General features: G+C 67.5%; 24 protein-coding genes. 12 read left to right on the top strand and 12 right to left on the bottom strand.

Features of this window, described 5'->3' with window-relative positions:
* Positions 1 to 58: 58 nt before the first annotated feature.
* On the bottom strand, positions 59 to 646 hold the full coding sequence (locus AC1DWR_RS06420; RefSeq protein WP_477623958.1) for a hypothetical protein: 588 nt from the start codon (positions 644 to 646) through the stop codon (positions 59 to 61).
* Between the two features lie 250 nt (positions 647 to 896).
* Between AC1DWR_RS06420 and AC1DWR_RS06425 the strand changes: the two genes are divergently transcribed.
* A complete protein-coding gene (locus tag AC1DWR_RS06425; protein ID WP_477623959.1) occupies positions 897 to 1,916 on the top strand; it encodes an NADPH:quinone reductase in 1,020 nt (339 codons plus the stop codon).
* 7 nt (positions 1,917 to 1,923) lie between these two features.
* Here AC1DWR_RS06425 and AC1DWR_RS06430 read toward each other — a convergent pair whose 3' ends face one another.
* The 3 genes from AC1DWR_RS06430 to AC1DWR_RS06440 all read right to left on the bottom strand — a co-directional run bounded on the left by AC1DWR_RS06430 (position 1,924) and on the right by AC1DWR_RS06440 (position 4,145).
* Positions 1,924 to 2,856: an oxidoreductase gene (locus AC1DWR_RS06430; protein WP_477623960.1), complete on the bottom strand. Its 933-nt coding sequence runs from the start codon at positions 2,854 to 2,856 to the stop codon at positions 1,924 to 1,926.
* Positions 2,857 to 2,914: 58 nt separating this feature from the next.
* Positions 2,915 to 3,490, bottom strand: coding sequence for an NADPH-dependent FMN reductase (locus AC1DWR_RS06435; protein ID WP_477623961.1), 576 nt, complete (start codon positions 3,488 to 3,490; stop codon positions 2,915 to 2,917).
* 193 nt (positions 3,491 to 3,683) lie between these two features.
* Positions 3,684 to 4,145 carry a MarR family winged helix-turn-helix transcriptional regulator gene (locus tag AC1DWR_RS06440; RefSeq protein WP_477623962.1) on the bottom strand — a complete coding sequence of 154 codons (462 nt, stop codon included), beginning with the start codon at positions 4,143 to 4,145 and terminating at the stop codon, positions 3,684 to 3,686.
* Between the two features lie 48 nt (positions 4,146 to 4,193).
* On the opposite strand from AC1DWR_RS06440, the gene AC1DWR_RS06445 reads away from it, so the two are divergent.
* The gene (locus AC1DWR_RS06445; protein WP_477623963.1) at positions 4,194 to 4,427 is read left to right on the top strand and encodes an LmrA/YxaF family transcription factor; all 234 of its coding nucleotides are present in this window, start codon (positions 4,194 to 4,196) and stop codon (positions 4,425 to 4,427) included.
* Positions 4,428 to 4,559: 132 nt separating this feature from the next.
* On the opposite strand, the gene AC1DWR_RS06450 is transcribed toward AC1DWR_RS06445, so the two are convergent.
* Positions 4,560 to 5,600: a helix-turn-helix domain-containing protein gene (locus AC1DWR_RS06450; protein WP_477623964.1), complete on the bottom strand. Its 1,041-nt coding sequence runs from the start codon at positions 5,598 to 5,600 to the stop codon at positions 4,560 to 4,562.
* Between the two features lie 261 nt (positions 5,601 to 5,861).
* Between AC1DWR_RS06450 and AC1DWR_RS06455 the strand changes: the two genes are divergently transcribed.
* The 4 genes from AC1DWR_RS06455 to AC1DWR_RS06470 all read left to right on the top strand — a co-directional run bounded on the left by AC1DWR_RS06455 (position 5,862) and on the right by AC1DWR_RS06470 (position 10,848).
* Positions 5,862 to 7,217, top strand: coding sequence for an ABC transporter substrate-binding protein (locus AC1DWR_RS06455; protein ID WP_477623965.1), 1,356 nt, complete (start codon positions 5,862 to 5,864; stop codon positions 7,215 to 7,217).
* A 146-nt stretch (positions 7,218 to 7,363) separates the two neighbouring features.
* Complete coding sequence (locus AC1DWR_RS06460) at positions 7,364 to 8,302, top strand: carbohydrate ABC transporter permease (RefSeq protein ID WP_477623966.1); 939 nt, start codon at positions 7,364 to 7,366, stop codon at positions 8,300 to 8,302.
* On the top strand, positions 8,299 to 9,114 hold the full coding sequence (locus AC1DWR_RS06465; RefSeq protein WP_477623967.1) for a carbohydrate ABC transporter permease: 816 nt from the start codon (positions 8,299 to 8,301) through the stop codon (positions 9,112 to 9,114). Before AC1DWR_RS06460 ends, AC1DWR_RS06465 begins: the two co-directional genes overlap by 4 nt.
* 33 nt (positions 9,115 to 9,147) lie before the next feature.
* Positions 9,148 to 10,848 (top strand): mannitol dehydrogenase family protein, encoded by a 1,701-nt coding sequence (locus AC1DWR_RS06470; RefSeq protein WP_477623968.1) that lies wholly within the window; start codon positions 9,148 to 9,150, stop codon positions 10,846 to 10,848.
* A 97-nt stretch (positions 10,849 to 10,945) separates the two neighbouring features.
* Here AC1DWR_RS06470 and AC1DWR_RS06475 read toward each other — a convergent pair whose 3' ends face one another.
* The gene (locus AC1DWR_RS06475) at positions 10,946 to 11,098 is read right to left on the bottom strand and encodes a DUF3263 domain-containing protein (protein WP_477624233.1); all 153 of its coding nucleotides are present in this window, start codon (positions 11,096 to 11,098) and stop codon (positions 10,946 to 10,948) included.
* A 769-nt stretch (positions 11,099 to 11,867) separates the two neighbouring features.
* Here AC1DWR_RS06475 and AC1DWR_RS06480 point away from each other — a divergent pair.
* Entirely contained in the window at positions 11,868 to 12,716 is an 849-nt protein-coding gene (locus tag AC1DWR_RS06480) for a glycoside hydrolase family 26 protein (RefSeq protein ID WP_477623969.1), read from the top strand.
* 66 nt (positions 12,717 to 12,782) lie between these two features.
* Here the strand turns inward: AC1DWR_RS06480 and AC1DWR_RS06485 are convergent, their stop codons facing one another.
* From AC1DWR_RS06485 to AC1DWR_RS06500, 4 genes are all read right to left on the bottom strand, one after another.
* Complete coding sequence (locus AC1DWR_RS06485) at positions 12,783 to 12,938, bottom strand: hypothetical protein (RefSeq protein ID WP_477623970.1); 156 nt, start codon at positions 12,936 to 12,938, stop codon at positions 12,783 to 12,785.
* Positions 12,939 to 12,943: 5 nt separating this feature from the next.
* Entirely contained in the window at positions 12,944 to 14,071 is a 1,128-nt protein-coding gene (locus tag AC1DWR_RS06490) for a glycosyltransferase family 2 protein (RefSeq protein ID WP_477624234.1), read from the bottom strand.
* Between the two features lie 449 nt (positions 14,072 to 14,520).
* Entirely contained in the window at positions 14,521 to 14,688 is a 168-nt protein-coding gene (locus AC1DWR_RS06495) for a hypothetical protein (RefSeq protein ID WP_477623971.1), read from the bottom strand.
* Between the two features lie 113 nt (positions 14,689 to 14,801).
* On the bottom strand, positions 14,802 to 15,704 hold the full coding sequence (locus AC1DWR_RS06500) for an SDR family oxidoreductase (RefSeq protein WP_477623972.1): 903 nt from the start codon (positions 15,702 to 15,704) through the stop codon (positions 14,802 to 14,804).
* Between the two features lie 152 nt (positions 15,705 to 15,856).
* Between AC1DWR_RS06500 and AC1DWR_RS06505 the strand changes: the two genes are divergently transcribed.
* From AC1DWR_RS06505 to AC1DWR_RS06525, 5 genes are all read left to right on the top strand, one after another.
* Entirely contained in the window at positions 15,857 to 16,777 is a 921-nt protein-coding gene (locus AC1DWR_RS06505; RefSeq protein WP_477623973.1) for a helix-turn-helix transcriptional regulator, read from the top strand.
* A 319-nt stretch (positions 16,778 to 17,096) separates the two neighbouring features.
* Positions 17,097 to 18,143, top strand: coding sequence for a Gfo/Idh/MocA family protein (locus tag AC1DWR_RS06510; protein WP_477623974.1), 1,047 nt, complete (start codon positions 17,097 to 17,099; stop codon positions 18,141 to 18,143).
* Positions 18,140 to 18,919: an SDR family NAD(P)-dependent oxidoreductase gene (locus tag AC1DWR_RS06515; protein WP_477623975.1), complete on the top strand. Its 780-nt coding sequence runs from the start codon at positions 18,140 to 18,142 to the stop codon at positions 18,917 to 18,919. Before AC1DWR_RS06510 ends, AC1DWR_RS06515 begins: the two co-directional genes overlap by 4 nt.
* A 23-nt stretch (positions 18,920 to 18,942) precedes the next feature.
* A complete protein-coding gene (locus tag AC1DWR_RS06520) occupies positions 18,943 to 19,932 on the top strand; it encodes a cyclase family protein (RefSeq protein ID WP_477623976.1) in 990 nt (329 codons plus the stop codon).
* A complete protein-coding gene (locus AC1DWR_RS06525; protein ID WP_477623977.1) occupies positions 19,929 to 20,738 on the top strand; it encodes an SDR family NAD(P)-dependent oxidoreductase in 810 nt (269 codons plus the stop codon). Before AC1DWR_RS06520 ends, AC1DWR_RS06525 begins: the two co-directional genes overlap by 4 nt.
* 58 nt (positions 20,739 to 20,796) lie before the next feature.
* On the opposite strand, the gene AC1DWR_RS06530 is transcribed toward AC1DWR_RS06525, so the two are convergent.
* The gene (locus tag AC1DWR_RS06530; protein ID WP_477623978.1) at positions 20,797 to 22,044 is read right to left on the bottom strand and encodes an FAD-binding protein; all 1,248 of its coding nucleotides are present in this window, start codon (positions 22,042 to 22,044) and stop codon (positions 20,797 to 20,799) included.
* Positions 22,045 to 22,110: 66 nt separating this feature from the next.
* Positions 22,111 to 23,601 carry a xylulokinase gene (locus AC1DWR_RS06535; protein WP_477623979.1) on the bottom strand — a complete coding sequence of 497 codons (1,491 nt, stop codon included), beginning with the start codon at positions 23,599 to 23,601 and terminating at the stop codon, positions 22,111 to 22,113.
* Between the last annotated feature and the right edge of the window lies 1 nt (position 23,602).

Here is a 23,602-nt window from a genome sequence, read left to right on the forward strand (position 1 = left end):
GTGCCCCGGGCCGCGACCGCGGGCCGGGGCACCCGCGAGTTCCGGGCGAGGTTGGGCGTCAGCCCTGCTGGCCGCCGGTGTCGGCGGTGATGGTCTTGAGGTCCTTGCTGACCTCGAACCGGACGGTGGCGCCGGCCTTGGTGCCGAAGACGTCGTAGGAGCCGTCGGGGTCCGTGCGTGCGGACGTGACGGTCACGGCGGAGTCCTTGGCCCTGACCGCGGCGGTGACCTTGGCCAACGCAGCGCCGGTGACGGGGGTGTCGTTGCCGCCACCCCCGTGGTGTCCGCCACCACCGCCGCCGGCGGTGATGGTCTTGAGGTCCTTGCTGACCTCGAACCGGACGTTGGCGCCGGCCTTGGTCCCGAAGACGTCGTAGGAGCCGTCGGCGTCCTTGCGGGCCGAGGTCACGGTGACAGCGGAGTCCTTGGCCTTCACTGCGGCGGTGACGTTGGCGAGCTCGGTGCCGGTGATGGCCGTGTCGTTGTTGGGGTTGGCCGACCCGTCCTGAGTGGTGCCGGAGGCGGTGGTGCTCGAGGTCGTCGAGGGGCCGGTGGAGGCGGCGTTGGACAGTGCGGCGCCGGTGCCCAGGAGGCCAGCGGCGGCCACGATTGCTGCGACGCCGGTGAGGATTCTGTTGGTGCTCATCGTGGTGCTCCTTGTTCGCGGTGGTTGGTGGTCGGTGGTGGCCATTGGCCAAACAGTGGCGGCCCGGGATATGCGCGACCTGTCAAGGCTTTGGCAGGTGGGTGTGGATGCCGGCGGCGTCAGGTGCGCGAGGCGAGTCCGCCGTTTTCCTGGACCGCTGGCGGCGCCTGCCGCCGGGTGATTGGCCGCGCCATTAGTGTTCGAAGGCCGGCCCGCGACGGGGACGACCCAGACCCGGAAGGCAGATGTCATGAAAGCGATCGTCTACACCTCAGCCGGCGGCCCCGATGTCCTCCACCTGGTCGAGAGGCCCATCCCCGAGCCGGGACAGGACGAGGTCCGCGTGAAGCTTCACGTCTCCGGCGTCAACCCCACCGACTGGAAGCGACGCGCCACCGGGCCTCCTCCCGGGATCGTCGAACAGGTGCCCAACCAGGACGGCGCCGGGGTCATCGACGCGGTGGGCCCAGGGGCGCCACCGTCGAGGCTCGGTCAGCGGGTCTGGATCTGGGAGGCCGCGTGGCAGCGTCCCGGCGGCACCGCGCAGGAGTATGCCGTGTTGCCCGGGAGACAGTGCGTGCCCCTACCGGAGAGCGCTTCTTTCGCACTCGGCGCATCGCTGGGTATCCCGGCGGTGACCGCGCACCGCGCCCTCACAGTGGCCGAAGGTGGCCCAGAGCGTCTTGCCCCGGGCGCCCTGTCCGGCAAGACGGTGCTCGTCGCAGGCGGCGCGGGAGCGGTGGGCAATGCCGCCATCCAGCTCGCCCGCTGGGCCGGCGCGCGGGTGATCACGACCGTGAGCGGTCCCGCCAAGGCCTCGCTGGCCTCGGCAGCCGGCGCCGACCACGTGGTCAACTACCGCAGCGGCGACGCGGTCGAGCTGGTTCGCGCCCTTGCGCCCGAGGGAGTCGACCTCTTCGTCGAGGTGGCACCGGAAAACAACGCCGTTCTGAACCACGCGGTTGCCGCACCGAACGCGAGCATCGCCTTCTACGCGGACGACGGCACCGATGTCCGCATTCCCATCCGGGAGGCCATGACCAAGAATCTGCGCTGGCAAGGCGTCCTTGTCTACACCGTCTCGGAGCAGGCCAAGGCCAACGCCATCGCAGGCGTGCGTGCAGCTCTCGAGGATGGGGCCTTGCGGGTCGGGGAGAAGGCGGGCATGCCACTGCACTGGTTCGCGTTGGAGGACACGGCGGCGGCACACAGCGCCGTCGAGAACGCAGTCGTCGGCAAAGTCCTCATCGAGGTCGTGCCGACGACCTGAGCGATCATCACGGGCGCCACTCAGATCCCCTCGCTCGTGGACCGTCAGCCACGGACAGCGCGAGCAGCGCCTGGTCGTCGAGGCGAACGGCGGCTGCGTCGAGGTTTTCTCGAAGGTGCGCGCGAGATGCGGTCCCCGGGATCAACAAGACGTTTGGCGCGGCGTCGAGGGCCCACGCCAGCGCCACCTGGACCGGGGAGCATCCGAGCTGGGCTGCGACTCGCACAACCGCCGGCGACTCCAGGGGGGATCCCGTGCCGGTGGCGCCAGACCCGAGCGGTGAGAACGGGACGAACGCGATGCCGCGGCGGGCGCACTCCTCGAGCACCGGTTGCGAGCGGCGGTCCGTGGGATGGTAGGCGTTCTGCACGCACGCGATGTCCGTGTGCTGGAGGGCATGGAGCAGGTGCGCGAGAGTGATGTTGCTGAGGCCGACGGCGCCGATGATCCCGTCGTCGCGGGCGGCCACCATGGCGGCAAGCTGGTCGTCGAAGAACGCGTCGGGACCTGAGCCCCCCATGAGGCGCAGGTTGACCACCGGGAGGGAGTCGACACCCAGTGTTCTCAGGTTCTCGACGATGCCTTGGCGCAGCTGGGCCGGGGCGTCGTCACGGAAGATGCCACCGTGGTCGTCGCGTCTGGCGCCGACCTTGCTGACCAGGACCAGGCTGGGTGGGTAGGGGTGGAGCGCCGCGCGGATGAGCCTGTTCACGACCTGCGGACCGTAGTACTCGGCGGTGTCGATGTGGTCGACGCCGGCGTCAACGGCTTCCCGGAGCAGGCGCACGGCGTCGTCGGGGTCTGATGGTGGCCCGAAGATGCCGGGCCCGGTCAGGCGCATGGCCCCGTAGCCGATCGGGTTCACTCGGTTAGTGCCCAGGCTGCGCCTCGCCGCGCCCGGCGAGGGTAGGGGCTCGCTGCCCTGAGCACTGGACGTCATGGTGGTCCCATGCTGCCGCTCGGGCCGCTTGGTTTCGTGGGTTGGGATGTTGGTCCCGTCAGGCGGCCTGGGTGGCGAGCTGGCGCAAGGGGGCGAGTGCTTGGCTCCAGGCGACAACCTGGTCCAGCAGAGTGTCGAGGGCCTGGGCCTGGTGGGCGACGGGAGTCAGTTCCGTGAAGTCCTTGAAGTCGGTGAACAGGGACAGCGCGACGTTGGTGCGGACGTCGGCCATCTGCAGCTCGCCCGCGATGAGCCGCAGGTGCTCGGCAGCCCGGGTGCCACCGGTGGCACCGTAGGAGACCACGCCCATCGCCTTGTTGTTCCACTCGGCATACACGTAGTCGATGGCGTTCTTCAGCACCCCGGAGGTGGAGTGGTTGTACTCCGGCGTGACGAAGACGAACCCGTCGAACCGGCCGATGGTGGCCGCCCAGTCCTGGGTGTGCGGGTTCTGGTACTGGCCCATGTTGGGTGGCAGCGGCTCGTCCAGGTGGGGGAGCGGGTGGTCGATCAGGTCGATGAGCTCGAACTCCGCGTCGGTGCGTTGTCGGGCCCGGTCCATCACCCATCGGGCCACTTGCTCGCCGCGGCGGCCGGGTCGGGTGCTTCCGAGGATGACGGCGATACGAGACATGGTCATCTCCTGGGTTTGGTGTCAGGGACGGGCTGGCGACGATGCGTGCTGTGAGCCCTCATCGCTGCCGCCCTCGCCTGAGACGAGCCCGCTGGAGGCGCGTCTTCGGGAATGTCTTCGACGCTACGCCAGACAATTTGCTTTGGCAAGCAAATGTCTGGAAGTAACTGAGAGACATGGTGATTCGAGTCGGTCAGCGACCAGTCTCGAGCTGTTTGGCGATCTCAGAAAGCGCCTGCGCCGCATCAGTCACGGTGCGGGGGTCGATGTGGTCGAACACCCGGTCGCGGACGCTCGCCAGGTGGACCGGCCACGCCTTCCTCAGCCGCGACAGTCCCTCCGGCGTGAGCTTCGCGACAGTGCCTCGAGCGTCATCTGCGCAGGTCCGCTTCGTGACCAGGCCGCGGGTCTGGAGGGCATCGACAAGGCGGGTCATCCGGCTGGCCGACAGAGCCGCAGCGCTGGCGAGGTCGTTCATCCGGAGCTCGCGTTTGGGAGCTTCCGACAGGCACATGAGCGTGGTGTACTCGTTGGCCGTGATGCCGGCCGTCCGCACGAGGTCGGCGTCAAGGCGACGCGGCAGCGAAAGGACGATCCGCATGAGGGCCCGCCAGAAGGCCTCTTCGGTTGCGTTCAGCGGTTCGACCTTGGCCACCCGAGCACCCTACTTGCTTCGACAAGCATCGAGCGGCAGCAGCGCTACGTGGGGTCGGCTTTGATTGCGGCGCGACTGCGCGCGGACGGTTGGCCCGAGAAGTCGCTGTCGACGGCAGCCTCATCAGCCCTCGCCCTCGTTGAAGGTGCGCTCCTGCTCGCTCGGGTGAGCGGGCACCTCAGCCCCCTCGACCACGCCAAGCAGGCAGCACTGACGCTCCTCGCCGCGCCACCCGCCCAGGACGCCAGCAGCAGCATCCGCACCGAGGTTGGCGCCAGCTGATCGACGTTCGCGGCGTGTTGGATCTGATCGACCACCCCTTGGTGCCAGCCACAGATGCCCTGCAGTCGGACCCGGCCATGCGAGCACTGATAGGAAGTGCGCGACTTTCGATCGTTTCTTGCCTATGGTCGGTCAACCGTGCGCGCTGGCTGCGGCGCGTGCGCGAAGGCCCAGGCTGAAGAGCTCCGCCTTCGGCTTCTGCGATGACTCGAGCTTGCGGTATGCGGTGGGCGTGGCACCGACCTCGGCGAGGAACTGGCGGTTGAAGTTGGCCATGTTGCGGTAGCCGCTCATCTCCGCGACCTGGGCGATGGATGAGTTCGTGGTATCGAGAAGCCGACGTGCGTGCGCGATCCGCAGCTTCTTGACCATGCTGCTGAACGTCATGCCGGTGGCGCTGCGGAAGTATTTGGAGAAGGTCGGCTCCGACATGTAGGCGAGCCGGGCCGCCACCGACAGTCGGATGTCGTCCGTGAGGTTCTCGAAGATGTAGGCCAGCCCCGCCTCGACGGCGTTGAGCGAGTTGGGGTCAGTGGGGCGACCGAGCCACTCACTGGCCACGACGTCACGCTCGTCGCGCGGCGCGCGGGCGAAGATCGACAGCAGGCGGAACAGGCTGGCGACCTGCTCCGCGCCGTCGCTGCGGACCACCTCGAGGATGTTCTCGGCGGCCCGCCATGCGGTGGCGCCAGAGAAGACGACGCCCCTTGCAGACTCGGCCAGGACGTGGTCGATCTCCTGCAGGTCGGGAATGAGCCGCATGCATTCGCGGATCCACTCGTCGGTGAACTGGATGACCGCGTCGCGGTCGACTGCGACCTGTCCTGGAGGGAGGTCGCTGACCCAGTCGTGCGGCAGTGACGGGCCCATGATGCTGACGTGGCCCGGGGCGAACGTGCCGACGTGGTCGCCGGCGATGAAGCTGCCATGGGTCTTGGTGATGAGGTGGATCTCGTACTCCGGGTGGGCGCCCCAACCGCAGATCTCGCTTGGAAAGTCGTGGGTGAGCGCGCGAAAGGCGTGCTGCGGGTGAGGCGGGATCACCTCACGCCTGGGAGCAGGTGGGTAGGGGCTGTTGAGGCGGTGCGCGGCCGGGAGCTCACTGATCTCGGTGGAGGGGAAGCCCTTGAGGTGGCGCCGGGGTGTGCCCGTTGACTGATACGAAGTCCTCACCTCCACCTGCTGTGTCCCCGGGGCAAAGAGCGGATCGAACTCCAGTCTGCCGCACGAATGCTCAGGCGTGAAGTGGCCTGCTCAGATGAGCGCGGCGGGAAAGTATCGAAAGACTGGTGGAGGCGTCATTGTCCGGTCGCATCCGTCGCGCCCACGCTGTGGTCATCCCGGCACCGCGGCCAGGACCAGGTGAGCCCACCTCGTCCCCTGCGGACGGCGGGAGCTCGAATTCCAAAGGCTCACCTACCAAAGGAGTTAGGCATGCTCTGTTCGAAGCGCGCCCTGACCGCCGGTGCGGGCGTGGTGGCAGCCGCGCTCGCCATGGCGGCCTGCTCGTCGGGCAACGTGTCCAGTGGTGGCGGCGGAGGCGACGGCAAGAACGTCACTCTCAACCTGGCCACCGTGAACAACGGCCAGATGAAGGACATGGAGAAGCTCAAGGGGGAGTACGAGAAGGCGCACGCCGGAACCAAGATCAACTTCCAGGTCATGGAGGAGGGCGACCTGCGCGCGGCGGTCACTGCCGATGTCGCGAGCAAGGCCGGCCAGTACGACATCGTCACCATCGGTGCCTACGAGACGCCCCAGTGGGGCGCGAACGGCTGGCTCGTGGACCTCACCGAGCCGCTGAAGTCGGACGCGAACTACGACGTCAATGACCTGCTCGCCCCGGTGCGCGAGGCGATCTCCAACAACGGCAAGCAGTATGCCGTCCCGTTCTACGGCGAGTCGTCGATCCTCATGTACAACAAGGAAGTCCTCGACAAGGCCGGTGTCACGCTCTCCGCGAACCCGACCTGGCAGCAGGTCGCGGACGCTGCGAAGAAGGTCAACTCCTCGTCGATGGCGGGGATCTGCATGCGCGGCAAGCCCGGATGGGGTGACCTGTTCGCGCCCCTGACCACGGTGGTGCAGACCTTCGGTGGCAACTGGTACGACAACAGCTGGAATGCCACCGTCAACTCGGCACAGTGGAAGCAGGCGGTCACGTTCTACAAGACGCTGCTCGACACCTCGGGCGAGAAGGACCCGGTCTCCTACTCCTTCAACGAGTGCCTGACCGCACTCAAGGAGGGCAAGGCGGCCATGTGGGCCGACGCCTCCGTGGCTGCCTCGATGCTCGAGGCGGACGACTCCCCGGTCAAGGGCAAGATGGGTTATGCCCACATGCCGGTCGACAAGACCAAGGAGTCCGGCTGGCTGTGGAGCTGGAACCTCGCGATCCCGGCGACGACGAAGAACAAGGACGCCGCGATCGACTTCGTGAAGTGGGCGACGAGCAAGGACTACCACAAGCTCGTCGGTGAGAAGCTCGGCTGGTCGCTGGTCCCGCCCGGTGCCCGCCAGTCGACCTACGACCTCCCGGAGTACAAGAGGGCCGCCGCGGCCTACGCGCCAATCACCTTGGATGTCATGAAGTCCGTGAATCCCAAGCAGCCGGGCGTGAACCCGCAGCCCTGGGTCGGCATCCAGTACGTGTCCATCCCCGAGTTCCAGGACGTCGGCAACCAGTGCGCCCAGCTGATCGCCGACTATCTCGCCAACCGCGGCACCGTCGACGACGCCCTTGGCAAGTGCCAGAGCGTCGCCAAGAAGGCGGGCGACGCACACAAGTAGTGCCCGCCCGGTTCTCCCGCAGGCCGTCCGTCCCGTCTCGCACGGATGGAACGGACAGGGTGCCGGGGTCGCGACTCTCGCGCTCGACCCCGGCACTCGCCCACCCAAGCCGTCCACCCCACCCCACGACTACGGGGAGTTCCCTCATGGCTGTCACCGAGCTCGACACAGTCGTCGCGCAGACCGCGACCGACAAACGACGGGTCAAGACCACCTCCAAGGAGGTGTGGACCGCACGGTGGCTGTTGCTGCCAGCTGTGCTGTTCCTCATCCTGTTGACCCAGATCCCGTTCCTCACCACCGTCGGCTACTCGGCGATCAAATGGAACCTGCTCTACCCCAATGACCGGGGTCTCACCTGGTTCAAGAACTACGGGACCGCGCTGTCGTCCGGTGACCTGTGGCCATCCATCATCGCGACTGTCGTCATCACCGCGTCGGCTGTGGTGTCTTCGCTCCTGTTCGGCCTGATGTTCGCGCTCCTGCTCGACCGTCAGTTCCGTGGGCGAGCGCTGGCGCGCACGCTCATGATCACGCCCTTCCTGATCATGCCCGCAGCCTCGGCGCTGATCTGGAAGTACTCGATGTTCGACACAAACATCGGCATGCTCAACTGGCTCTCGCGGACCCTTCACCTGCCGGTCGTCTCCTGGAGCACCGAGCACCCGCTCCTGGCCGTGGTCATCGTGCTGACGTGGCAGTTCACGCCGTTCATGATGCTCATCCTGCTGGCCGGGCTACAGGGTCAGGACCGCGGCATCCTGGAGGCGGCCCAGGTCGACGGCGCCGGACCCTGGCGCACCTTCACCTGGATCACGTTGCCGCACTTGCGGATGTACGTGGAGATCGGCGTCCTGCTGGGCGCGGTCATCATCATCCAGGTCTTCGACCCTATCGCGATCCTGACCAAGGGCACGGGCGGGACAAAGACGCTCGCCTACCTGCTCTACGAACGCGCCTTCATCGGACTCGACGTCGGCCAGGCCGCGGCATACGGCGTCATCACCGTCGTGCTCACGATCATCGTGGCGACGATAGCGCTCCGCACCCTGTTCAAGGTCTTCATGGCTGGAGGAAGTCGATGACACGCACCGTCCGGGGAAGCCTCGTCACCGCACTCACGTGGGTGCTCGTGCTGGTCTTCTTCTTCCCTGTCTTCTGGATGATCATCAACGGCTTCAAGCCCGAGTCCATCGCCTCCTCGATCAACCCCAAGGTCTTCTTCAGCCCGGTCACCACCGGCTACCAGCTCGCCATGGACCGCGGGATGAAGGGCTACCTGCTCAACTCCCTCACCGCATCGGTCACCGCGACGATCATCGCTGTCGTGCTCGCGATCCCGGCTGCGTACGCGCTGAGCATTCGGCGGGTGAAGAACGTCGAGGGAGCCCTGTCCTTCTTCATCTCCACCCGCTTCATGCCGATGGCTGCAGTCGTCCTGCCGCTCTACATCATCCTCAAGAACCTCGGCCTGCTCGACAACATCTACATGCTGGCCGTCGTCTACGGAGCGATGAACCTGCCCGTCACGGTGTGGATGATGCGGTCGTTCTTCCTCGAGGTGCCGTTCGAGATCGTCGAGGCGGCCCGCGTCGACGGGGCTGGCCTCTACCGCGAGATCGTGCGCGTCGTCCTGCCGCTGGTGCTTCCCGGCGTTGCCGCCGCCGCCCTGATCAGCTTCATCTTCAGCTGGAACGAGTACTTCCTCGCCACCCTCCTGACCAGCAACGCGGCCCGGACAACGCCCCCATTCCTCGGCAGCTTCGTCGACGGACGCGGCCAGTTCCTGGCGGTCCTCTCCGCAGCCGCGACCATCGCGGCGCTGCCTGTCGTTCTCGCCGGCTGGGTCGCACAGAAACAGCTGGTGCGTGGGCTGTCCATGGGTGCGATCAAGTAGGGCCCGGTCATGATGGAGATGGCGCCGCCAACCATGCGCGACGTTGCTCTGGTCGCGGGCGTGAGCATCAAGACCGTTTCGCGCGTCGTCAATGGCGAGCCCGGAGTCGCGCCCCACACCCGCCTACGCGTCCAGTCCGCCGTCGAGCAGCTACATTTCACGCCGAATACCGCCGCTCAACGGCTGCGAACCGCCAGCCCTGGTCGCGTGAGCATCGCGGCCCACAGCCACAGCACCGAGCACCGTGTTTCGGCTGCGGCACCCCTGCTCCCGGTGATCCCCGAGTGGATCGCCAAGCCGACCTACGATCGGTCGCAGGTCACGGCCTCGATCGTCCACTTCGGCCTTGGCGGGTTCCACCGCTCCCACGAAGCGGTCTACCTCGACAACCTGATGAACCGAGGCCAGGCGCTTGAATGGGGCATCTGCGGGGTCGGCGTGCTGCCTCACGACCGACGCATCATCAGCACCCTGGCCGCACAACGAGGCCTGTACACGCTGGTCGTCAAGCCTTCCGACGGAAAGTGGGCCGCGCGCGTCGTCGGCTCGATCGTGGAGGTGATCTTCGCCCCGGACGACCGGGCGTATGTCGTCGATCGGCTCGCCGACGAACGGACCCGCATCGTGTCGATGACCATCACCGAGGGCGGCTACCTGGTCAACCAGGAGACAGGGGAGTTCGACGCAGAGGACCCCGACACTCGCTGCGACCTCGAGCCGAACGCCTTGCCCCGCACCGTCTTCGGCTACATCACAGCGGCACTGGCCCGGCGACGTGCCGGCGGCTTCGAGCCTTTCACGGTCATGAGTTGCGACAACCTCCCCGACAACGGCGACGTTGCTCGCCGAGTGATCTGTGCCTTCGCCCGGCTGAAGGACCCTGACCTGGCGGACTGGATGGAGGAGCACGTTGCCTTCCCGAACAGCATGGTCGACCGCATCACCCCCGTCACGACGCAGGCCGACATCGACCGGCTGGCCGACCAGTTCGGAGTGATCGACCTGTGGCCGGTCGTGTGCGAGCCATTCAGCCAGTGGGTGCTCGAGGACCGCTTCACCCAGGGTCGGCCGCCACTCGAGAACGCTGAGGTCCAACTCGTCGACGACGTGGTCCCGTACGAGCTGATGAAACTGCGGCTGCTCAACGCCAGCCATCAAGCCCTCTGCTACCTCGGCCATCTCGCGGGGTACAGGTACGTCCATGAGGTGTGCCAGGACCCGCTCTTCTCCCAGCTGCTGACCACCTTCATGGAGACGGAGGCCAGCCCCACCCTGCGGCCGGTGCCGGGAGTTAACCTCGACGCCTATCGGCGCCAGCTCGTCGACCGGTTCGCCAACCCAGAGATCCGCGACCCGCTCAGCCGGCTGTGTGCAGACTCCAGTGACCGCATCCCCAAATGGCTGGTGCCCATCATCAAGGAGAACCTACGCACCGATGGGGCCATCGACGTCTCCGCGCTCGTCGTGGCGTCCTGGGCACGATACGCCGAGGGAGTCGATGAGGAGGGACAAGCCATCGAGGTGGTCGACCGTCGCAAGGACACAGTCGTCGCAGCAGCGGCGCGGCAGAGCGACGACGCCCTGGCGTTCATCCGCGACCGCGATCTATTCGGCGATCTGGCCGATGCCGACCGCTTCACCCGCGCCTATACCCAGGCCCTCGCGGACCTTCACACACATGGCGCTGTGGTCACGACCCAAGCAGTCCTCAAGCGTGGCGCCAGGAGTCGATGATGGTGTCTTCCGTTGCCCAGTCCAACTACGCAGGCCGACGCCACACGGCGCTCCCGTGACTCGGCTGCGCTGCCGCCACGGCGAAGGTTCGAATCCGTCACCTGCCGGGACGCATAGCAATCGCGATCGGGCGACGGTCGTACTCGGAGGCACTCATGCCCCACCGCTGCGCGAACTCTTGGTCCCTGGCGCCAGCGTGGCGCCACCATTCGCGTTCAAAAGTCGAGGATGGCCAATTCGCGGAGGAGATGAGGCTCCCCTCCCCGCCCTTCGACCGGGAGTTGCGGCATCAACGGCTGGGGCCCACGACGTCCTGGTCGCGCGGATAGCAGCCTTGGGTCACCAGTCTCCGGCGACCCTGTGCTCGGCCAGCAGAGCATCCACGTTTTCGGCAGCCGTGAAGTTACAGGATCCGTCGTGGCCGTTCTGCAATGCGCACATGCGTCCGCTCTGCAGGTGCACCTGGCCGCAACCACCTAGCAGGGCGGCGGCCTCGTTGACCGCTGAGTTGTGCACCTCAGCGACTGCCGAGGTTCTCGAGCCAGCAGCAGGCGTAGCGGGTGAGTTGGTGTCCACGGTTGGACCAGCAATCTCCTCTCGCTGGCGAGAGGGCATGGGCCCCACGCTGAGGCTGTGATGACACTACCGCCATGCGGGTCGCCGAAGTAGGCGTCCAGGGAATCGCCGTCAACCGCCGCGCGTGCAAGTGTCGAACCATCGAGCGAGACCACCCCTGCCCCCAAGGCTCGTGCAGGCCAAGGCCCGCCACGGCGCTCAAGTGCAGGTTCTCTTTCAACCAAGACACGGTCAAAAAGCGCGTCAGGTCCCCACTTGCCCTCGCTGGATGCGTCACGCTGGGGTCGCCACCCCGCCAGCACAGGAGCGCCATGCCGTCAACGGTCACTCGTCGTAGTCTTCTTGCTGGCTCGGCCGCCGCAGGCGCATTGGCGCTGCAAGCCGTCACGCCATCGGTCGCCTCAGCAGCCGGACGAGTCTCGTTCGGCGCATACACCGCCGGCATGGACGCCACCCCGGGGCGGTTGCCGGCCCTCGGTAGAACGCTGGGTCAGACACTCTCGATCGCCTCGGTCTTCCGGGGTCAGGGAGACGTCTGGCCCGGTCCGGTCGAGGCAGCGCTCACCCCCACGGGGGGTACCCTGCTGGTCTCCTGGCACTTGGACTACCGCAGCTATTCCTATTGGGCATCCTCCTCATCCCGGGCTGAGATAGCGGCAGTTGCTCGGCGGGTCAAGGCCTTCGGCCGCACGGTCGCAATTCGCCCATGGGCGGAGATGAACGGGGACTGGCAGCCCTTCCAGCCGACAGCGGCGCCGGTGGCCGGTTACGCCAGCGGTTACGCCGCCTTCATCGCAGCTTGGCGGAACCTGGTCTCCGTATTCAGCGCCGAGGGTGTGACGAACGTGAGGTGGGTATTCAACCCGACGACCGACACCTACGCCGAGACCACCGACGTCCGCCGGATCTGGCCCGGTTCCTCGTACGTCCACGTGCTCGGCCTGGACGGCTACAACTGGGGGACGGCCGGTGCCCTGCGCTGGCGTTCCTTCGCGGACATCTATGCGGCCCAGTACGGGCGACTGGTGGCCCTGGCGCCCACGCGACCGGTGTGGATCTGCGAGGTCGGTTGCGCGGACCCCGCGAGTCCGTATGGCACACGCGTCACCGCCCCCTCCGGGGCGAGCAAGGCGACATGGTGGCGGGACGCTGCGACCACCGTCGGGCGGATGCCCGCGGTGCGCGCGGTCGTGCTGTTCGACGTGCTCAAGGAACGCGACTGGCGGGCGGCGTCCTCCACGGCCGCCCTCACTGGCCTGCGAGGGGCAATGTCGACCATGCGGACCTTCTGAGGCGGCGCTCGGGACTGGGCCGGAGGGGAGCTGACATCGGGTTTCGCCCGCAGCTCGGGTTCTCGGCTACCGGTCGGCGCGACGCGGAAGCATGCGGTTGATCGCCGATCCCGCTGCGATGAGCGCGAAGCTCGCGAGGATCGACCACATCACGTTCGAGCCGGTAAAGGCCAAGGCGCCAGCGGCGCCGGCGGCCATGACGGGGGTGGGGTTGCTGTACATGAAAGTCACCATTTTCTTTCTCTTCGTAAGAACGCGTCGGCGTATGCCTTCGCGTGTGCTGCCTGGAGGAAGAGCTCGTAAGGGAGCTCGTACATGAAGATGGCAGTGAGCTGGTGCCGCCACCCCTTGTCCTTCAGCGTGACGAAACGCTCAAGACAGAACACCCCGGTAAGCGCAGCCCAGAACGGGTGGACCCCGAACCGGCCCGTGACGAGGGCAAGAACAACGGTCAGGAGGTAGAGCGTGGTGACGAGCACGCCCGCGCCCGTGAGGACCTGGCGGCCCCAATAGCGCCACGTGACCGCGGTCACGCCGTACTGCGCGCAGTTCTCCAGCGCTCCGCGCTTCCATCGCAGCCGCTGCCTCCACAATGCGCGCCAGGTCGGCATCACCTCGGTGACCAGCGTCATCGTGGCAGGGGCGAACAGACGCAGCCCCAGCGTCTGGACCGCGAATGACAGCTCGTTGTCCTCGGTCAGCACGGACGTGTCGTAGACGCCGCCTCGGCCGTCACCGGGCGGCAGGACACCCCTGAGGCGGGCGCGGCTGACCTGTCGGAGGGTTCCGACCCTGAACATGGCAGCCGTGCCAGTCACCACGAGGCAACGCCCGCGAAGGCGCCGCACGTCCCGGGCATAGCGGGCGAACTCGTTGTCCTGCAGGTGGGCCAAGAAGCGCTCAGAAGCACTGGTCGGCCCATCGGGCCGCTGGCCGCGAAAGGTCCCACCCACCGCACCCAGGGCCCGCCGCGCGGCAAATGCTTGGAGGCCGCCCTCGACGAAGTCTGGGTCGAGGAACGAGTCGGCGTCCTGGATGAGGATCACGTCATTGTCCTCGAGGTGGGGTAGCAGCTCGGTGAGCACCTGGTTCAGGGCGCCAGCCTTCTTGTGCCGGTTGTCGACGGTCTCGACCACGGCCACTCCGGCAGCCTTGGCAATGGTGGCGGTCTCATCGGTGCAGTTGTCGGCCACCACCACTACCGCATCCGGCGGACGAGTCTGTGCCTCGAGCGCGGCGAGGGTGCGGCCGATGGTGCCCGCCTCGTCGTGGGCCGGCACCAGTGCGACGACGCGCGGACTGTGCGTCCGCGACGACCCCGATGTGGGGCGCGACGGCGCGACGGCGAACTGCAGCCGGCGTGGCTCAGGCCCCGGCGGTTCGCGCTTCTCAAGAGCGGCGTCAGTCCTTGCCGCGCCGCGCGAGGAATCGACAAGCCCCCTGCTGCCCATGTGTTCCCCACACTCGTCAATGCTTCCGGTGACCCCTGCAGTCCCGGGGCAGTCGTGGTGACCTGCGCAACGCCGGCCATGCGGTTCGGCCCGCCGACGAGGCCTTCAAGCAAATGAGGTTCCGTGCTGCGTCGCTTTGCCTTCCCTTTACCTTCGCCTTACCGTTTCTTTACTTCGTGTGGAGCGTAAGCGCCGGCAGCCTCGGTGTACCGATGCGAATGCAGTCGAAGGAGCTCCGCCCGACGGGCGATGCCTGATCCGCCAGGATGTGTTAAGGGCGCATCTGCTGAGGCGCTGGCTGGCACACCGTGGCCCGGTCTCGGAAGGTGTGTGCCAGCGGCCGCCGTTGGCGGTTACCCCTGGCTGTGCACAAGGATGTCGGCCAGCGTCTCCAGGGGAGCGATCCCGGGATTGTGTCGACGTGACCCAATGCTGTTGGTGATCTCGGCGACGATCTGCTCGGTGGACAACGCCTGCGCCTGTGTGACCGCGGCGTCGTGGATGAAGGTGCGCAACGGCATCCTCCGAAGGCTGCGGGGATGCCGGCCGATGAAGACCAACGCATCCCGGACCCGTTGCTGCTGCATGGGTCTGAGATCCGCGATCGGGCAAGCAGCGGGCACGGAAGCCAGCGTCAGGCGTCGTCGTGCGCCAGGCTGGAGGACAGCTCTCGGTGGGCGTCGGCCTGGCCAAGGAGGGTCTGGGCCTTGGTCTCGAAGAGACTCACGGCGTCGGCGCCAGCAGCGAAGCGTGCTGGTGGCTGCTTGAGCGCGGCCAACTGCACGAGGGCGGCGGCCAGCTTCGCCGGGTCACCGCCCTGCTTTCCGTCCATGCCCTGCCACGCCTCGATGGTCGCCGCGGAGCGGTCGGCGTAGTCCGCAATGGAGGGCTTCGCGTACTGGGTGGACTGCGGGGTGAGGAGCTCGGTGCGGAAGAAGCCGGGCTCGACCAGCATGGTGCGGATCCCGAACGGGGCGATCTCGGAGGCCAGCGCTTCCATGAACCCTTCCACCCCGAACTTGGACGCTGCGTAGGCGGTCAGGAAGTCACCGGTCGAGGCGATGCCAGCGGTCGAGGAGATCGTCATCACCAGTCCGGAGCGTTGGGCCCGCAGCTGCGGGAGGGCCGCTCGAGTGACGTTGACCGGCCCGAAGAGCGTGGTCTCGATCTGGGACCGGAACGCCGCTGGGCTCATCTCCTCGAAGAACCCGGCCTGGAAACTGCCGGCGTTGTTGACCAGGACGTCCAGGTGTCCGAAGCGCTCGACGGTCGCTGCGACCGCGGCGTCGGCGGCACCCGGGTCGGTGACGTCGAGGGCGACGGCCAACAGGTCGTCGTGCTGCCCCAGAGCAGCTGTGATGCTCTCGACGGTGCGAGCACTGGCGACCACCGAGTGCCCCGCGGCCAGGGCGGCCTTGGCGATGTCGACGCCCAGGCCGCGGCCCGCTCCGGTCACCAACCAAACCGTCTTCAACGTGGGCTGGGTGACCTCGTCGGCGGTAGGGATCGTGTCGGTGGTCTGGGTCTGGTCGGTCATTGCTGCTGAACTTTCGTGAAGAATTCGGTCTGCGCCCTGGATGAGGCGCCGTCCACCAGAGAACCAGCGCACGAGGAGTTGTGGCAGTCCCTGTCGTGGGAGCCACTGACAGGGACCCCCACCGGACCGCCAGCGTTCGTACAGTGGACGACATGACCGCACCGGAGCCCAGCCCCCGGGACTCTGTACGGGCCGAGATCCGCGAGTTCCTGAGCACCCGACGCGCCAGAATCACCCCCGAGCAGGCCGGCTTGCCGACCTACGGGAATGACCGTCGCCGCGTGCCGGGGCTACGGCGGGAGGAGGCCGCCCTCCTCGTCGGAGTCTCCCCGCAGTACTACATCCGCCTCGAACGCGGCGACGCCACCGGCGTCTCCGAGAGCGTCATCGACGGTGTCGCTCACGCGCTGCGCCTGGACGACGCCGAACGAGCGCACCTGCTCGACCTGTTCCGGACCGCTGGCACACCGGAGCGGGCCATGAAACGTCGGCCACCGGCGCCCACCCGCGTTCGCCCCACCATCCAACGACTTCTGGACGCGATGCCCACCGTGCCCGCGGTCGTCCTCAATGGGCGCCTCGACGTGCTCGGATTCAACCCCTTGTGCCGCGCACTGTTCTCACCTTGGTACGAGACCGGGCAGCCCGTGAACAACGCCCGCCTCGTCTTCCTCGACCCACACGCGACATCCCTCTTCCGCGACTGGGACACCGTCGCCAACGACACCGTCGCCCTGCTTCGGGCCGAAGCGGGACGCAGCCCGTACGACCGACAACTCTCCGACCTGATCGGTGAGCTGTCCACCCGCAGCCAGGACTTCCGAGTCCGCTGGGCCGCCCACGACGTCCGCATCCACAACACCGGCGTCAAGAAGCTGCACCACGCGGTCGTCGGCGACCTCGACCTTCCGTTCGAGTCACTGCCACTCCGGGCCGGCGACAGCACGAGCCTGGTCACCTACCTCCCAGAGCCGGGCACGCCCACCCAGGATGCACTCGCTCTGCTCGCCAGCTGGGCCGCCACCGAGACGGGCCCCACCCTCGTCAGGCCAGCCGACGAACAACGACCCTGAACCAACAGGGCTCCCCCCAGGGGGCGCACCGCCCGCCCCCTGACCAGCGGAAACGCAGGCAGGGGCGCTTTGGCCTTTGCCCCTAGGGGTGTTTGTCACTTGAAGATGACGGGCGCATCGCCACCCCTCTGACGCTCGCGGATGTCGGGCTGGGGCGCTGGATGGTGCGAGCGACGTATCGGTTTGGGTGATGCCTCGCATTGGCATTCAGGCGTTCGTCCGCCGGGGGATCACGGCTTCAATGGTGTCGTCCTGAGACCGATGAACCATCACTCAAGTTTGCGCGGGCTGTGTGCCGCTGACTGCAAACACGAAGGAAGTGAGCAGCGTGCACGCGAGGGTGCGGTGGGGCATCGTCGGGACCGGCGGAATAGCTCGGCGAACGGTCGGCGATCTTCAGCTGTGCGACAACGTCGAGCTGGTCGGCATCTGCTCGCGTGACAAGGACCGGGCCGACAAGTTCGCCTCAGAGCACGCGATCCCGTTCGCGTCCGCAGACTTCGACGAGTTCTGTGCCTCAGGGCAGGTCGACGCGGTCTACATCGGCATTCCGCACGGGCTGCACTTCGACTATGCCGCACGCGCCTTGAGGGCCGGCACGCACGTGGTGTGTGAGAAGCCCCTGACCATGACATCCGCAGAGGCCGAGGAGCTGCAACGTCTCTCGCGCGAGAATGGCGCATTCCTCATGGAGGCCATGTGGATGAAATTCACTCCGGCGTTTGGAGCCATGACCGAACTCTTGCGGTCGGGCACCATCGGCGAGCCGCGGCTGATCCAGGCCGGTGCCGGATTTCCAGTGCCCCCGGACGGTCCGGCCAGGTACTGGGTCGCCGAGCTGGGCGGGGGCGCTCTGTATGACCTGGGCGTGTACACGATCGCGCTCGCGCATACCGTCCTCGGTACTCCCGACCAGGTGCTCGCCGTGGGCGAGGTCCGTGACGACGGGGTCGACGAGCAGGAGGCGTACACGCTGAGGTACGACTCCGGTGCTCTTGCACAGTTGATGAACTCGCTCACCACCTTCATTCCCCCCGCCGGTTGGATCGGCGGAACGCGAGGGAGCATCACCCTCGGCGAGCCGCTCTTCGCCCCACGCTCCCTTCGCGTGGTGACGGGACAGCCTCCCGAGCCACCGACGGTTGAGGAGCTCGACTTCGAACAGGAGGGCGCCGGCTACGTCCCCATGTTCCGTGCGGCATCCGAGGCCATTCTCCGCAGCGACCTCGAGCATCCCCTCCATCCGGTGTCCGACACGGTGGCAGTCCTGCGAATCCTGGAACAGGTTCGAGCGGAACTCTCGGAAGCGCGAGACAGCGCCGACTACGGTGGCCAACTCGGCACGTCGAGCCGACACGGACCATGACGCCGGCGGCATTTGCAGAGTTCTCGCTCTCGGGCAGAACCGTGGTCGTCACCGGAGCAGCCTCGGGGATCGGCTTGGCCGTGGCGGCAAGGGCAGCAGCCGCCGGCGCGACCGTCATTGCGGTCGACCAGCATTCCACGGAGGGCGTGCGTGCCCTCGACGTTCGCAGCGAGTCACAGTGGGAAGCCCTGGCCGCAGAGCTCTCGAACGCCGGTCAGACGATCCACGGCCTGGTGAACTGCGCGGGCACGACCTGGCGCGCGCGGCTCAGTGACGCGACGCGCGATGACTTCGCCGTGGTCCAGGACGTCAACGTCGTGGGTCCGCTGCTCGGGATCAAGACTCTGGTTCCCCTCATGCGCCCCGGCGCGTCGATCGTCAACATCGGTTCGCTCGCCGCACTCCAGGGTCACTACGCGGTCGCCTACACCTCCAGCAAGTGGGCGCTCCGCGGCCTGACCCATGCGGCGTGCCTGGAACTGGGGCCGCGGGGAATCCGAGTCAACATCGTCCACCCCGGATTCATCGACACCCCGATGACGGCGTCGGCCCCTGCGGAGTTCCGAGCTGCCTCCATCGATGCTGCACCACTGGGCCGAGCAGGGACCAGCAGCGAGGTCGCGAGCGTCGTGACGTTCCTGCTCAGCGACGCCGCCTCCTACGTGAGCGGTGCTGAGATCCCTGTGGACGGCGGCACCAGCTCCCACGGTGGGGCCAAGGCAGTCTCCGACATCCTCCGGCCGCAGTACCTCCCGCCGATGCGCGACGGAACCTAGTGCCGCGCAACCACCCTCGACGAATGGACATCACCATGACGCCTGATGAGCTCGACGCCTCCGACCCTGCCGGCGCGATCGCGGCGGCAGCAAAGCGGGTCTCGAACTGGGGGCGTTGGGGGCCCGACGACGTTCGCGGCACCATGAACTTCCTGAGCCAGGAGAAGCGACTGTCGGCCGCCGCCCTGGTCGTCACCGGTCGAAGCTTTTCGCTGTCGCAGTCGTTCGACATGGAAGGGCCACAGAAGGGGTGGCGGCGGAGGACCAACCCGATCCACGTCATGCTCGACACCGGAACCGACGCCGTGGCAGGTGTACAGGGTTTCCCCCACGGTCTCGGCGGCGCGGACGATGTGGTGACGATGCCGCTCCAGTGCTCGACCCAATGGGATGGGTTGGGTCACATCTTCGACCACGGCAAGGCCTGGAACGGGCGCCCCGCCGACCAGGTGGTGACAAGCCTCGGCGACAGCTTCACGGGCATCGAGACGGTGGCGGACGTCGTCGCCGGGCGCGGGGTGCTGCTCGACGTCGCTCGCCAGTTCGGCACGGACGGCGAGCTGCCCGACGGATTTGCCATCACTGAGCAGCACCTCGAGGCCACCATCGCCGCGCAGGGGCCCAGCTCCACGGTCGGTCGCGGCGACATCGTCGTGGTCCGCACGGGGAGACTCACGCGCGCGCGACGCGAAGGGTGGAAGGACTACGCCGGCGGAGACTCGCCGGGTCTGTCGTTCACCACGGTCGACTGGCTGCACCGCTCAGAGATCTCGGCCATTGCCACCGACACCTGGGGCTTGGAAGTGCGACCCAACGAGTTCGACGTCGCGTTCCAGCCGCTGCACCAGGTGGCGATCCCGCACATCGGGCTCTTCCTCGGGGAGATGTGGGATCTCGAGGCGCTCAGCGCTGACTGCGCCGCCGATGGTGTCTACGAGTTCTGGCTCACCGCTGCGCCCATCCCGTTCACGGGTGCCGTTGGTGCGCCGGTGAACCCAGTCGCGGTCAAGTGACGCGACGACTCGAGGGCAAGGTCGCCCTGATCACGGGCACGGCCGGCGGTCAGGGCCGCGAAGCAGCCCTGCTCTTCGCGGCGGAGGGTGCCATCGTCGTGGGTTGCGACATCCAGGCCGACGGCGCGGCCGAGACGGTCGAGCTCGTGCGCGCAGCCGGGGGAGTCATGACCAGCACGCAGCCGGTGGACCTCACGGACGACGCAGCTGTTCGCGCCTGGGTGGACGATGCTGCGGAGCGTCATGGCGGTGTCGACATCGTGTATGCCAACGCCGGCGCCACGCGTTTCAACCCCGTCGAGCAGGTCTCTGTCGAGGAGTGGCACTTCGTCCTGGCTCACGAGCTGGACGTGACGTTCCTGCCCATCCGACACGCTTGGAAGCACCTCAAGGCCCCGCGCTCGGGCGCGGTCGTGCTCGTCGGATCGACTGCAGGCATCAGTGGGTCCATGACGAACACCCGAGTCGCCCACACGGTCACCAAAGGTGGCATCGTCGCGTTGACCAAGCAGCTCGCCGCCGAAGGTGCGCCGCACGGCATTCGGGTGAACTGCGTGAGCCCCGGCATGGTTGCCACTCCAGCCACGCAGGGGGACCTGCTCGCGCCCGACCATCCGATGCGAGACATAGCCCGACACATCCCGCTCGGCCGAGTCGGAAGCCCTCGCGAGGTGGTCCGCTGTGCCTTGTTCCTCGCGTCCGATGACGCGTCGTACGTCACGGGCGCGAACCTGGTGGTTGATGGCGGTTGGTCAGCAGTACTTCCCGGCCAGTGGGTTTCTGAGGTGCGCGACACGGGACTGTGAGCAACCCCGGGCGAACCCCAAATCCTGTGGTCAGCGCTGATGCATCTGCCGCTGGGGACTACTGCAGGCAGCGGTCAAGGAAGGCATTGCCGAACTTTCGGTCGGGGTCCACTCGATCGCGAAGCCCCCTGAAGTCAGTCAACCTCGGAAAGACGGCTGACACGGCGGCCTGGTCGAAGCCGAAGAGCTTCCCCCAGTGAGGTCGCGCCCCCCACGACGCCAGGGCACCCTCGATCTCACGCAGCGCAACCCTGACCGCGGCCTCGTCCTGCACCCACGTGAAGTGCACGGCAACTGTCTCGCGGTCATATGCGCCGCTGAGCCAGAGCGAGTCTGCGGCGATGGTGCGAATCTCAGCAACCTGCAACACGTGCCGGAACTGCGGACTCAGCCGGCGAAGGGCGTCCACGCCTCGCAAGGCGTGCTCGCGCGGGAGGAAGTACTCACTCTGCAGCTCCTCGCCCCGGCTGGGGGTGAAGTCGATGCGAAAGTGGGGGAGTCGGTGCATCCACCGCCCCGGCACTCCGCCCTGTTCGGTGAGGGCTTCGACGGCACCACCCGTGAGCATGTGCGTGGGCGTGAGTGCAGGTGTCGTGCCGAATGTGTTCGGCGTCGCCGGCCGATCGGCCAGGGCTTTGACCCACAGCTGGTTCTCCGACTCGTCGCCGAAGCGCGTGAAGATGCTGACGCTGTATCCCGCCGCGGTGAGGTCGTCGAATCGACTTTCGATGGTTGACCAGGTCAGGCCCGTGCTCACGTATTGCCGTAGCCCGTAGCTGGGCCCGATGTCCAGCACCACTCGCGTGACGATGCCCAGCGCACCCAGCGCCACCACGGAGCCGTCGAAGTCGGAGTCTGCCCTGTCGAGGCGTCGGAGGTAGCCGTCGGGCCCCACGATCTCGAGGGCACGAACGGCACTGGAGAGGGACTGGTTCGTATCTCCGGAGCCGTGCGTGCCGGTGGCCACGGCCCCACAGACGGAGATGTGTGGCAGTGATGCCATGTTGGCCAGCGCCTGACCTCGTTGGTCGAGGGCCGCGGCGAGGTCGCCGTAGCGCGTCCCCGCTGACACGGAGACCGACGACGACTCCTCGTCGATCCGGATATCGGCGGGCAGCCCTGCCAGGTCCACGAGGATCCCGCGCGTGTCCGTGAGGTCGGAGAAGGAGTGACGCGAGCCAAGAGCGCGGATCTGTGGGGAGCGCGCGACGAGTCCTTGGAGTTCGGCGACACTCGATGGCTCCGCCAGCGCGGAGGCGACGTATGCGTGGTTGCCTGCCCAGTTCGTGCCAATGGCGGATGCCACAGCTGACCTCATCCCTCCGGCCGGCGACGGCCTGCTGGTAGACGTTTCGTCCGTGCCTGTGTGCGCCTACGGTGACCGGTCGGACCCGGCTGAGGGGTATGCCGCGTCGTCGGCGGCCCGGCGGACGCGAACCGCCGCCCTGTCGTAGCCGGTCTGAACCTGCGGTGTAGGCGGCGGGGTGTATTCGGTTGCCTCCCTGAAATGCCAGACCGGTGGTTCGGACGAGTCCATGAGGACCCAGGCCGCCTGTCGGGCGGCTCCGTCGGCCACGTCCTCTCCGGAATCGGGCACGGTCACCGGCAGGCCCCAGGTCCGCGCACTGACGACGCGGAAGGCCTCCGACCGTGACCCGCCACCGGCCAGGGTCACGGACTTGATCGCCACACGTTGGTCCCGCATGCCAGACATCGCGGCGCCCAGGAGTCCCGCGAGTCCCTCGAAGGCGGCCAGGGCGAGGTTCGAAGCGGTGAGGCTCTCCAGCGTGACCCCATGGAGCTCACCGGTCGCCGCGGGCAGGTTGGGTGTCCTTTCTCCCTCGAAGTACGGCACGAGCACCAGTCCGCCCGACCCCGGATTCGCGCTGAGGGCGAGCTGTGAGAGCTCGGCATGATCGACGCCGAGCAGCTGCGCCGTTGCATCGATGACCCTGGCCCCGTTGAGGGTGCACGCGAGTGGCAGGAATCTTCCCGTGGCATCGGCGAACCCCGCAACGGTCCCACTGGCGTCGCTGGTGGGGGTGTCCGAGACCGAGGCGACCACACCGGACGTGCCGAGGGACACCAGGGTCGCCCCAGCCTCGAGGCCCAGTCCCAGAGCGGCCCCGGCGTTGTCGCCGCAGCCCGGCCCAACCACGAGGTGCGCCAGATTCAGCGCCGCGGAGCCGCGACCGGCTGCTTCGTGTGGTCCCAGGACGCGTGGCAGGACGATGTGGGAAACGTCGCTCTCCTCGCGTCTGAGCGCCAGGGCGAGCAGGTCCCGACGGTACCTCCCCGAGACAGCGTCGAAGTAGCCGGTCCCAGAAGCGTCGGATCGGTCGGTCACCAAGGTGCCGAGCGACTCGGCTCCCGTCAGCCGCCACGTCAGCCAGTCATGGGGCAGGGCGACCGCCGCAACCCTGGCGGCATTGTCGGGCTCCGCGTCGGCGAGCCATCGCAACTTCGTCACGGTCAGAGCGGCGACAGGGACACTGCCCACGGCCTCCGCCCATCTCGCGGCACCGAGGGCCTCATCGCCTTCGCCGAGCTCGCGAACCAGGGCAGAGGCGGCCGAAGCGGAGCGCGTGTCGTTCCACAACAGAGCGGGGCGGATCACCTGGCCGTCTGCGTCGAGGCACACCATGCCGTGCTGCTGTCCTGCGACCGAGATCGCAGAGACGTCGGACAGCCCGCCGGCAGTGTCGACTGCTTCGACGAACCCGTCCCACCACGCATCTGGGTGGACCTCGGTCCCCGTCGGGTGCCTTGCGCTGCCCTGTCGGACAAGGGCACCGGTCGCCGCATCCCGGATGACGACCTTGCACGACTGCGTCGACGAGTCGACGCCGGCGACCAGCGTCATC

The sequence above is a fragment of the Pedococcus sp. P2_E2 genome, assembly GCF_056403955.1.